Genomic DNA, 10,744 nt, shown 5'->3' with positions numbered 1-10,744 from the left:
CAGGGCGCCGCCGCCGGGGGTGGTGTGCCGCCGCCCCCGTCCGGCAGGAGCAGCACCGTGGCCGTGACCCCGGCAGCCACCGCGCAGGCGGCGGCCGCCCAGCGCAGCGGGCCACGGCCGCGCGGGCCTGTCGGCACGGTGGGCGGCGCGGGCGGCGGCAGCGGACGGTCGTACGCCGTCGGGGAGTGCGGCACCCGCAGGCCCGACTCTGTCGGGGCCGACGCCGGGTCGCCCGTGGGGCGCTGCCGCTCGAACGGTGCGACCGCCTCGCGGTGCTCGGCGAGCAGCGAGAGGACCTCGGGCGGCCAGGGGAAGAGGCCGGTGGGCGGCGCGAGCCGGTCCGCCAGGGCGTCGGGGGTGGGGCGGGCGGCCGGGTCGAGGCGCAGGCACCGCTCGACCAGCGGCAGCAACGCGGCCGGTACGTCGGCCAGTTCGGCCTGAGCGCGGGAGACCCGGAACAGCATTGACGCGAGCTCCGGGTCGTCGAAGGGGCCGCGCCCGGTCGCCGCGAAGCAGAGCACCGCGCCCAGCGAGAACACGTCCGACGCGGGCACCACCGTTCGCGATCCGTCGATCTGCTCCGGCGACAGGAAGCCCGGCGTGCCGACGAGCACCCCGGTCGCCGTGAGCGCGGTCGCCTCGAAGGCCTGCGCGATGCCGAAGTCGATCAGCCGCGGGCCGTCGGCGGTCAGGAGCACGTTGGCCGGTTTCAGGTCCCGGTGCAGCAGCCGCGCCCCGTGCACCGCGGACAGCGCCCTGGCCAGGCCCGCGCCCAGGGCCCGCACCGCCGCCACCGGCAGCGGACCGCACCGGGCCACCGCGTCCGCGAGCGACGGACCCGGCACGAACTCCGTTGCCAGCCACGGCGGTTCGGCGTCCGCGTCGCCGTCGACCAGCGGAGCCGTGTACGGGCCCGAGACCGCGCGGGCCGCCGCGATCTCCCGCCGGAACCGCGCCCGGAACGCGTCGTCCGGGTCCAGGTCGCCGCGGACCGCCTTGAGCGCCACGAGCCGCGCGCCGGGCTCGGCGCGGCGGGCCAGGAACACCTCGCCCATGCCGCCGGCGCCGACCCGCGCGAGCAGCTGATAGGGACCGATGCGGCGGGGCGAACCCGCGGGAAGTGCGGTGAGCATGACTCTCCGGACGACGGTGACGACGGTGACGGGGCGGCCGGTGGGCCGGGCGAGGGTGGGTGCTCAGACGGACGGCAGCGCCACCGACACCACGGCGCCCTCGTCGTACACGAGATGCACGACGCCGCCCATGGACAGGACCACCGGCGGCCGCAGCTGCTCGGCGATGATCGACGTGCCCGCGGAGTCCTCGGGCCGGTCGCCCGGCGCCCCCGTCACCGGATGGCGGCGCGGCCCGCCCGAACCGTCGAGCGGCATCGTGTACAGGGCCTCCGCGTCCGCGTACACGATCCGGTCACCGAGGACCAGCGGCCGCGAGGCGGGGATGCTCGTCTTCTTCAGGCGTTCGACGCGCACGACGCGGCCGGTGGCCCGGTCGGCGACGGCGACCTTGCGGTCCGCCGGGTCGTACGCGACCGCCGCCCGGCCGGTCACGGCGGTCACGGTGGCGAACGGGAAACCGTGCGGCACCTTCTCGTAGGTGAGGGTGCCGTGCGCCGTGCGGAGGGTGCGCGGGGTGAGCAGGACGGCGTGCAGCGCGGCGCTGCCGTCCTCGCGCCGCGAGCAGACCACCGTGTCCTCGCCCGCCAGCACCTGGTGGCAGCCGTCGGGCACGGACGCCGTGCCCAGCGGCCGGCCCGTGCGGGTGTCGTACGCGGCGAGTCCCTCCGGGCTGTCCGCGTACACCACGCCGTCCCTGACGGCCTGCATGGTGAACATGTTCGTCTCGACCTTGCCCTGCGCCTCCCGCGCGAACTGCCGGTGCCACAGCAGCCGTCCGGTGCGCGGCGCGTATGCCCGGATCTCCGGCATCCGGTCCGTGAGGCTGTTGCCCGCCTGGTAGGTGAGGACCGCCTCGTCCGTCAGGAGCGGCCGGGTGCCCATGCCGGTCGCGCCCGAGCCGGCCGGACCGCGCCACAGCACCTTCCCGGTCGCCGAGTCCCGCATCTGGAGCGCCGTGTCCACGGAGATCAGCGTCCGGCCGCCGCGCACCTGCGGCTCCATCGCCTCGCCCGGGATGAACATGCCGCCGGTCGGCCCGACGTACGCCTCGTCGACGTCCTCGTTCACGTCCAACTGGCCCGACTTCCACAACTGGTGGCCGTCCACCGCACTGATCGCGTCGTACGTGCCGTTCGTCAGCAGGCACACGATCGCGTGGGTGTCGGCGGCACACGCGTACGGGGCGTGCCGCAGCTTCCCCTGCCAGGGGTGCCAGCCCGCGGGCCGCTGCCCGGCGAGCTGCTCGACCGTTCCGGAGCGGTCGCCGGTGCCCTGCTCGTCGACGCCCGCCCGCGCCGCGAGCCGCGGATCGGCGGTGCGGGGCCCCGCCTTCGCGTCGGAGGTGTCACCGGCCCACGGCTGCCAGACGGCGAGCAGCCCGCCCAGGACACCGAGCGCGAGGGCCGCCGCGAGCGTCACGAGCGGTCCCCGGCGGCGCCGCCGCTGCGGCGGCCGTGAGCTCATCGTCGGCAGCCGGTGCACGGCGGGGGCGTCCGGGGGCGCGGTCGCCGGGGAGTCGAGCGCCGTCGGCTCGGGCAGCGACCCGTCCTGCGCCCGCGGCCAGGCGGGCGCCGCCGCGACCGGCTCCAACGCGCCGCCGGCCGCGCACAGTTGCCGCACCTCGCGGTGCTCCGCCTCGATGGCCTCGCGCACCGCGTCCGGCCACTCGGGTGCGTGCGCCGCGTCCCGCAGCCGATCGAAGGTGTCGGCGACGTCGGCCGCGGAAGGACGCTCTGCCGGGTCCCGGGCCAGACAGGACCGCAGTACGGTCGCCAACTCCTCGGGCATAGGCCCGAGTTCGGCCTCCGCCTGCGACACCCGGTACAGCACGGCCGCCACCGGCCCGTCACCGAACGGGTCCCGGCCGGTCGCCGCGTACGCGAGCACCGACGCCAGACAGAACACGTCGGACGCGGGCACCACGTGCCGGCCGCCCGCCACGTGCTCCGGCGACATGAACCCGGGGGTGCCGACGAGCAGTCCCGTCTCGGTGAGGGTGGTCGCGGTCCGCACCCGGGCCACGCCCAGGTCGATGACGCGTGGTCCGTCCGCGGCCAGCAGCACGTTGCCCGGCTTCACGTCACGGTGCAGTGCGCCCGCCGCGTGCAGTGCCGCGAGCCCCCGGGCCAGACCGGCACCGAGCGCCGCGACGGCGCCCGGCGGCAGCGGCCCGTGCCGGCGGACGGCCTGCGCGAGCGTCGGGCCGGTCACGAACTCCGTTGCCAACCACGGTTGTTCGCCACTCACCGCGCTGCCGACGAGCCGGGCCACGTAGGGGCTGCTGACAGCCGCCGCGACCGCCGCCTCCCGCTCGAAGCGCCGCAGATAGCCCTCGTCCCGCGCCGCCTCGTTCCTGATCACCTTCACCGCGACCAGGTCGTCGGGACCGTAGCCGGCGGTGAGGCGCGCGGGCCTGGCCAGGAACACCTCGCCCATGCCGCCCGCGCCGAGCCGGGCCAGCGTCACGTACGGCCCGACGGAGCGTGGTGACGTCCCGCGCAACTGCCCCAGCATCCGTCGTCCCCCAAGTCGCCCGTTCCCCAAGCAGGTTCCGACAGTTTTTCACGCGGCAGGGGCACGGTCGGTTCCGGACGCCGTGCCGTGCGCCGTGGCAGGGGGCGCGGTCGGCCACTACCGTTCGAGGGTGACTTTCGGGCCGCACGGCGACGTCCGCAGGCCCGGCCCGCCGGCTCCAGTGTCCCCGTGTCCCCGCGTCCCGCAGAGGTGAGCACGTGAAGGCCATCCGTCGTTTCACCGTACGTCCCGTCCTGCCCGAACCGCTCGCCCCGCTCCACGACCTGGCCCGCAATCTCCGCTGGTCGTGGCACACCGCCACCCGCGACCTGTTCGCCGCCGTCGACCCCGCCCGCTGGGCCGCGTCCGGCGGTGACCCGATGCGGCTGCTCGGCACCGTGCCGCCCTCCCGGCTCGCCCAACTCGCCATCGACGAAGGCTTCCTGGCGCGGCTCAGCGAGGTCGCCGACGATCTGCGCGGCTATCTGCACGACGACCGCTGGTACCAGGGCCAGGGCGGTGAACTCCCGTCGTCCGTCGCCTACTTCTCGCCGGAGTTCGGCATCACGGCCGCCCTGCCGCAGTACTCGGGCGGCCTCGGCATCCTCGCGGGCGACCACCTCAAGTCCGCCAGCGACCTCGGCGTCCCGCTGGTCGGCGTGGGGCTCCTGTACCGGCACGGCTACTTCCGGCAGTCGCTGTCCCGGGACGGCTGGCAGCAGGAGACGTACCCCGTGACCGACCCGAACGAGCTGCCGCTGACCCTGCTGCGCGAGCCCGACGGCACCCCCGCCCACATCGCGCTCGCCCTGCCCGGCGGCCGCCCGCTCCTCGCCCGGGTCTGGCAGGCGCAGGTCGGCCGGGTGCCGCTGCTCATGCTGGACTCCGACGTCGAGGAGAACGGCGCCCACGAACGCGAGGTCACCGACCGGCTCTACGGCGGCGGCAGCGAGCACCGGCTGCTGCAGGAGATGCTCCTCGGCATCGGCGGGGTGCGCGCCGTGCGCACGTACAGCAGGCTCACCGGCCACGCGCCGCCCGAGGTGTTCCACACGAACGAGGGGCACGCCGGCTTCTTGGGCGTCGAGCGGATCGCCGAACTCTCCGTCGAGGGGCTCGATTTCGACGCGGCGCTCGAAGCGGTCAGGGCGGGCACCGTCTTCACCACCCACACCCCCGTCCCGGCCGGCATCGACCGCTTCGACCGGGAGCTGGTCGCCCGCCACTTCGGTCCGGGCGCCGAACTCGCCGGCCTGGACGTGGAGCGGATCCTCGGCCTCGGCATGGAGACGCACCAGGGAGGCGACCCGAACGTCTTCAACATGGCGCTGATGGGACTCAGGCTCGCCCAGCGCGCGAACGGGGTCTCCACGCTGCACGGCTCGGTGAGCCGGGAGATGTTCGCGGGACTGTGGCCTGGATTCGACCCCGAGGAGGTGCCGATCACCTCCGTCACGAACGGGGTGCACGCGCCCACCTGGGTCGCCCCCGAGGTCTTCCGGCTCGGCGCCCGCCAGATCGGGGAGCGGCGCACCGAGGACGCCCTGTCGGTCGGCGGCTCCGACCGCTGGGACGCGGTCGGTGACATCCCCGACCGCGACATCTGGGACCTGCGCCGGGAGCTGCGCGGCCAGCTCGTCACCGAGGTCAGGGAGCGGCTCGCCGCGTCCTGGCGGCAGCGCGGCGCGGGCACGGCCGAACTCGGCTGGGTCGACGGCGTCCTCGACCCGGACGTGCTGACCATCGGCTTCGCCCGCCGCGTCCCCTCGTACAAGCGCCTGACCCTGATGCTGCGCGACCCGGACCGCCTGATGCGGCTCCTCCTCGACGAGGAGCGCCCGGTCCAGATCGTCGTCGCGGGCAAGGCGCACCCGGCCGACGACGGCGGCAAGCGCCTCGTGCAGGAGCTGGTCCGGTTCACCGACGACCCGCGGGTGCGCCACCGCATCGTCTTCCTCCCCGACTACGGCATGGCGATGGCGCAGAAGCTCTACCCCGGCTGCGACATCTGGCTCAACAATCCGCTGCGCCCCCTGGAGGCGTGCGGGACCAGCGGCATGAAGGCGGCGCTCAACGGCTGCCTCAACCTCTCGGTCCTGGACGGCTGGTGGGACGAGTGGTTCGAGCCGGCCTTCGGCTGGGCCATCCCCACGGCCGACGGCACGGCCACCGACGAGCACCGCCGCGACGACCTGGAGGCGGCGGCCCTCTACGACCTCCTGGAGCGCCGGATCACCCCGCGCTTCTACGAGCGCGGTCCCGAAGGGCTCCCGGACCGCTGGATCGAGATGGTCCGCCAGACCCTCACCCACCTGGGGCCGAAGGTGCTGGCCGGCCGGATGGTCCGCGAGTACGTCGAGAAGCTGTACGCGCCCGCCGCCCTCGCCGACCGGTCGCTCACCCCGGACGCCGCACGGGAGCTCGCGGCGTGGAAGTCCCGGGTGCGCGCGGCCTGGCCGCGGGTGGCGGTCGACCACGTGGAGGCGGCCACGGCCACCGCGGAGCTCGGCGCGACGCTGGCGCTCCACGTGCGGGTGGCGCTGGGGGAGCTGGGCCCCGACGACGTCGAGGTGCAGGCGGTGGCCGGCCGGGTCGACGCGGAGGACCGGATCGGCGAGGCGGCGACGGTCCCGCTGAAGCCGGTGTCGGGCCCGGACGCCGACGGCCGCTGGGCCTACGAGGGCCCGCTCGCGCTGGACCGCACGGGCCCGTACGGCTACACGGTCCGCATCCTGCCCACGCACCGGCTGCTCGCGTCGGTGGCGGAGGCGGGGCTGGTCGCGGTGCCCTCGGAGGAAGTGAGCGAGGGCGGCGGGGTGCTGCTGCGGTGACACGACGACGCCCGGGCCGCAGCGGCCCGGGCGTCGCCCAACTGCTGTGCTTGTCGCGCTACTTGACGTTCACGCCCGACCAGGCGGCGCCGACCGCCTTGTACTCGGCCGAGTCCGCGCCGTACAGGTCCTTCGCCGCGCTCAGCGTGCCGGTGCGCGCCGCCGCGTAGTTGGTGCTCGACGTGAAGTACGTCGTCAGGGCCTTGAACCAGATCTTCTCGGCCTTGTCCCGGCCGATGCCGGTGACGGTGGAGCCGTCCGAGGTCGGCGAGTCGTAGTCGACGCCGTTGATCGTCTTCTTGCCGCTGCCCTCGCTGAGCAGGTAGAAGAAGTGGTTCGCGATGCCGGACGAGTAGTGGACGTCCACGTTGCCCGCGCCGGTCTTCCAGGCGTCGAGCGAGGCGCCGTCCTTGCTCGGCTTGTCCATGTAGCGCAGCGGCGAGCCGTCGCCGTTGATGTCGATCTTCTCGCCGATGAGGTAGTCGCCGACGTCCTTGCTGTTGTTGGCGTAGAACTCGACCGACGTGCCGAAGATGTCGGACGTCGCCTCGTTCAGGCCGCCGGACTCGCCGCTGTAGGTGAGGTTGGCGGTCGCCGACGTCACGCCGTGGCTCATCTCGTGCGCGGCCACGTCGATCGACGTGAGCGGCTTGGCGTTGCCCTCGCCGTCGCCGTACGTCATGCAGAAGCAGCTGTCGTCCCAGAACGCGTTGACGTACGCGTTGCCGTAGTGGACCCGGGAGTAGGCGCCCTTGCCGTCGCCGTTGATGCCGCTGCGGCCGTGCACCGACTTGTAGTAGTCCCAGGTGACCTGGGCGCCGTAGGCGGCGTCGACACCGGCGGTCGCGGCGTCGTTGTTCGTGCCGTCGCCCCACTTGTCGTCGGCGTCGGTGAACAGCGTGCCCTTGCCGGACGAGCCGTGCTTCAGGTCGTACGTGGAGTGCCCGCCGCGCGTCGCGTCGGTGAGGGCGTACGAGGAACCGGACTTGCTGGTCCCGACCTCGACGCTGCCGCTGTACTGCGACTCGCCGGCACCGGTCCTGATCTCGTCGTACGCGAAGATCTTCTTGCCGGTCGCGGCGTCCGTGACGGTGTGCACCCGGCTCGGCGTGCCGTCCTTCTTGGTGGACTTGACGACCTTCTCGAAGGCGAGTCTCGGCGTGCCGGTGGCGGCCCAGACGACCTTGCGGGCGCCGGCCGGGGCGGCCTTGAGGGAGGCGCCGGCGGTCTGCACGTCGATCGACTTCGACGTGGCGCGGGTGACGCCCTCGCGGGCGCCGGACTTCGACTCGTGGACGACGAGGTCGCCGCCGAGGACCGGCAGGCCGTCGTAGGTGCGCTCGTAGCGGGTGTGCGTGGTGCCGTCGCGGTCCTTGACCACGTCACGGACGACGAGCTTCTCCTTGGCGTCGAGCTTCAGCTCCTTCGCCGTCTCGGCGGTCCTGGCGCTCGCGTCCTTGATGAGGTCCGCGCGGGCCGACGCGGTCAGAGCCAGTGGGGTGGCTCCGGCGGCGGACGGCTGGGCGGCGGCACCGGTGGTGGTGAGGGCGCCGGTCAGCAGGGCGCCGGCGGCGACGGCCGTGGCGATGGACAGAGTGGTCCTACGGGATATGTGGGGAGTCACGAAGAAAGCTCCTTGTGTGATGTGGGGGGTGAGCTTTGCCGTGCGGGTGATGCATGTGGTGCGAACCTGCGGGAAAACTGTGGCAGTTGAGGACGGGAAATGTCATGTACGTGATCGCAGGTTGGCCGGAATTCGTTCGTTGAGCGAAAACTGACGATCGGAATGCGAACGGAACATGAACGGCCCCACGTGAACGAGCGCGCCGCACCGGGGAGTTGAACCTCCGGTGCGACGCGCCCCGACTAACGGTGTGGCCGGATCCTGCCTACGGGAACGTCAGCTTGACGCTGTTGATGTAGCCCGTGTCCTGCGAGCCCAGGTCCTGGACCTTCAGCTTCCAGGTGCCGTTCGCGGTCTCCGTGGAGGCGTTGACCGTGTACGTGGTCTGGATGTTGGGCGTCGGGTCGTACGTGGACGAGTGCAGCCGGTACGTCTTGCCGCTCGGGCCCACCAGGTCGACCTGGAGGTCACCGCTCCACGTGTGCACGATGTCGACGCCGACCTTGAGCGTGGACGGCGCGTTGCCGGTGATGCCGGTGACCGCCACGGACGAGGTCACCGCGGCGCCCGGGTAGTCCGGGATGTTCACGTTGGCGTCGTTGGTGAACGTCTTGCCGGTGCCCGGGTCGGTGCCGCCGGAGCGGGCGCCCACGTTGATCGCGGCGAACGCGTCCTGCACGGCCTTGTACTCCGTGCTGGTCGTCCCGTACAGCTCACCGGCCGCGGCCAGCGCACCGGTGCGGGCACCCGCGTAGTTGGTCGTCGACGTGAACTTCGTGGTCAGCGCCTTGAACCAGATCAGCGCCGCCTTGTCCCGGCCGATCCCGGTGACCGGCAGGCCGTCCGAGGTCGGCGAGTTGTAGGTCACGCCGTTGATGGTCTTCGTCCCGCTGCCCTCGCTGAGCAGGTAGAAGAAGTGGTTGGCGGGACCCGACGAGTAGTGCACGTCGACGGACCCGATCCCCGAGTACCAGGAGTCCTTCGAGGCGCCGTCCTGGCTGGGCTTGTCCATGTAGCGCAGCGGGGTGCCGTCGCCGTTGATGTCGATCTTCTCGCCGACGAGGTAGTCGCCCACGTCGCTCGGGTTGCTGGCGTAGAACTCGACGGCCGCCGCGAAGATGTCGGACGTCGCCTCGTTCAGACCGCCGGACTCACCCGAGTAGTTGAGGCCCGCGGTGTTGGAGGTGACGCCGTGCGTCATCTCGTGCGCGGCCACGTCGAGCGACGTCAGCGGGTGGGTGTTGCTGGTGCCGTCGCCGTACGTCATGCAGAAGCAGCTGTCGTCCCAGAACGCGTTGACGTACGCGTTGCCGTAGTGGACCCGGCTGTACGCGCCGACCCCGTCCCCGCGGATGCCGGTGCGGCCCTGGACGTTCTTGTAGTAGTCCCAGGTCTCCGCGGCGCCGTAGTGGGCGTCGGCGGCGGCCGTCTCGGTGTTGGACGCAGAGCCGTTGCCCCACACGTCGTCCGTGCCGGAGTACAGCGTGCCCGTCCCGGAGGTGCCCCGGTTCAGGTTGTACGTCTTGTGGCCGCCGCGCGCGGTGTCGTTGAGGGTGTACGACGAACCGGACAGCGCGGTGCCGAGGGTGACGGTGCCGCTGTACTGGGTGTTGCCGGTGCCGGTCTCGATCGCCTGCCACTCGTGCAGCTTCTTGCCGGTGGTGGCGTCCGTGATGACGTGCAGCTCGTTCGGGGTGCCGTCGTCCTGGAGGCCGCCGACGACGGTCTCGTAGGCGAGCGTGGGCTGCCCCTTCGTCGCGCCCTGCCCCAGCCACACGACCTTGCGCGGTGCGCGGTCGGCGTCGGCCTTCTTCGAACCGTCGGCCTTCGCCAGCGCCAGGGCCTGCTTCTCGGCGCTGGCCGGCTTGACGTCCGCGGTGGTGTCCACGCCCTTGAGCTGGGCCTTCGACGCCTTGGTGACGCCCTGCGCGGCGCCGGACTTCGCGGCGTCGACGATCAGGTCGCCGCCGAGCACCGGGAGGCCGTCGTAGGTCCGCTCGTACCGGGTGTGGGTCGTCCCGTCCCGGTCCTGGAGCACGTCGCGCACGACGAGCTTCTCCTTGGCACCGAGGCCGAGGTCCTTCGCGGTGTCGGCCTTGGCCTTGCTGGTGTTCGCCGCGCGCAGCAGCTCGGCGCGCTTGGCGGGGGAGAGCTTCACGGGCAGGGCGCCCGGGTCGGCGCCGCGCGCCGCGTTCGCCGTGGCCTGGGCGCTCGGGCTCGCGTCCCGGGCGTCGGCGGCGGTGGCGGGGCCCGACTGGAAGGCGACGGCCAGCAGGGCGGTGACGGCGCCGACGGCTGCCGCCGTGGTGACGCGACGTCTGTGGGAGGTGGAGGTGCTTCTCAACGCTGACTCCTTCTGCGCGGCCGCATGGGTGCGCGGCCAGTGGGGAACGGACGGCGGGTGGCCGTCCGGGCAGAACGCAGTGCAGGCGGTGCGGGGTGGCGCATGGAGCTAGTGCGACGGCCGGGCACTTCAGTGCTGTGGGGCAGCTGTGCGGTGGCCGTTGGGAAGAGTGGCAGCAGAGAGCGCCGTCTGTCAGGAGCGCGTCAGCAGGTTGGCCGGAATTGGTTCGGTGGGCGGGGGAGGGTGTTCGATATGCGGGGCCCTCCGGGGGAACCGGACAGTGCTCGACCCGGGA

The 10,744-nt window shown here is 73.0% G+C and carries 5 protein-coding genes; 1 reads left to right on the top strand and 4 read right to left on the bottom strand.

Annotation, left to right across the window (positions count from 1 at the left end):
- Both M4J07_RS43615 and M4J07_RS43610 read right to left on the bottom strand, forming a co-directional pair.
- Nucleotides 1-1,133, bottom strand: a 1,133-nt coding sequence (locus M4J07_RS43615) for a serine/threonine-protein kinase (RefSeq protein ID WP_255982085.1), incomplete at its 3' end; no start/stop codon positions are given.
- A 63-nt stretch (nt 1,134-1,196) separates the two neighbouring features.
- Entirely contained in the window at nt 1,197-3,650 is a 2,454-nt protein-coding gene (locus M4J07_RS43610; RefSeq protein WP_255982083.1) for a protein kinase domain-containing protein, read from the bottom strand.
- 218 nt (nt 3,651-3,868) lie between these two features.
- Between M4J07_RS43610 and glgP the strand changes: the two genes are divergently transcribed.
- Nucleotides 3,869-6,481: an alpha-glucan family phosphorylase gene (gene glgP / locus M4J07_RS43605; RefSeq protein WP_255982081.1), complete on the top strand. Its 2,613-nt coding sequence runs from the start codon at nt 3,869-3,871 to the stop codon at nt 6,479-6,481.
- Between the two features lie 58 nt (nt 6,482-6,539).
- On the opposite strand, the gene M4J07_RS43600 is transcribed toward glgP, so the two are convergent.
- Nucleotides 6,540-8,105, bottom strand: a complete 1,566-nt coding sequence (locus M4J07_RS43600; RefSeq protein ID WP_255982079.1) for a M4 family metallopeptidase — start codon at nt 8,103-8,105, stop codon at nt 6,540-6,542.
- Between the two features lie 265 nt (nt 8,106-8,370).
- Entirely contained in the window at nt 8,371-10,449 is a 2,079-nt protein-coding gene (locus tag M4J07_RS43595) for a M4 family metallopeptidase (protein ID WP_255982077.1), read from the bottom strand.
- Nucleotides 10,450-10,744 lie beyond the last annotated feature (295 nt).

It is taken from the genome of Streptomyces longispororuber (assembly GCF_024448165.1).
In the GTDB taxonomy this organism is placed as follows: domain Bacteria; phylum Actinomycetota; class Actinomycetes; order Streptomycetales; family Streptomycetaceae; genus Streptomyces; species Streptomyces longispororuber_A.
Note: the sequence above shows the minus strand (reverse complement) of the source record. Positions and strands in the feature narration are given on the sequence as shown.

Coding starts and splice junctions, on each gene's coding strand:
- M4J07_RS43610 (WP_255982083.1), bottom strand. CDS start 3,650: ATGCTGGGGCAGTTGCGCGGGACGTCACCACGCTCCGTCGGGCCGTAC.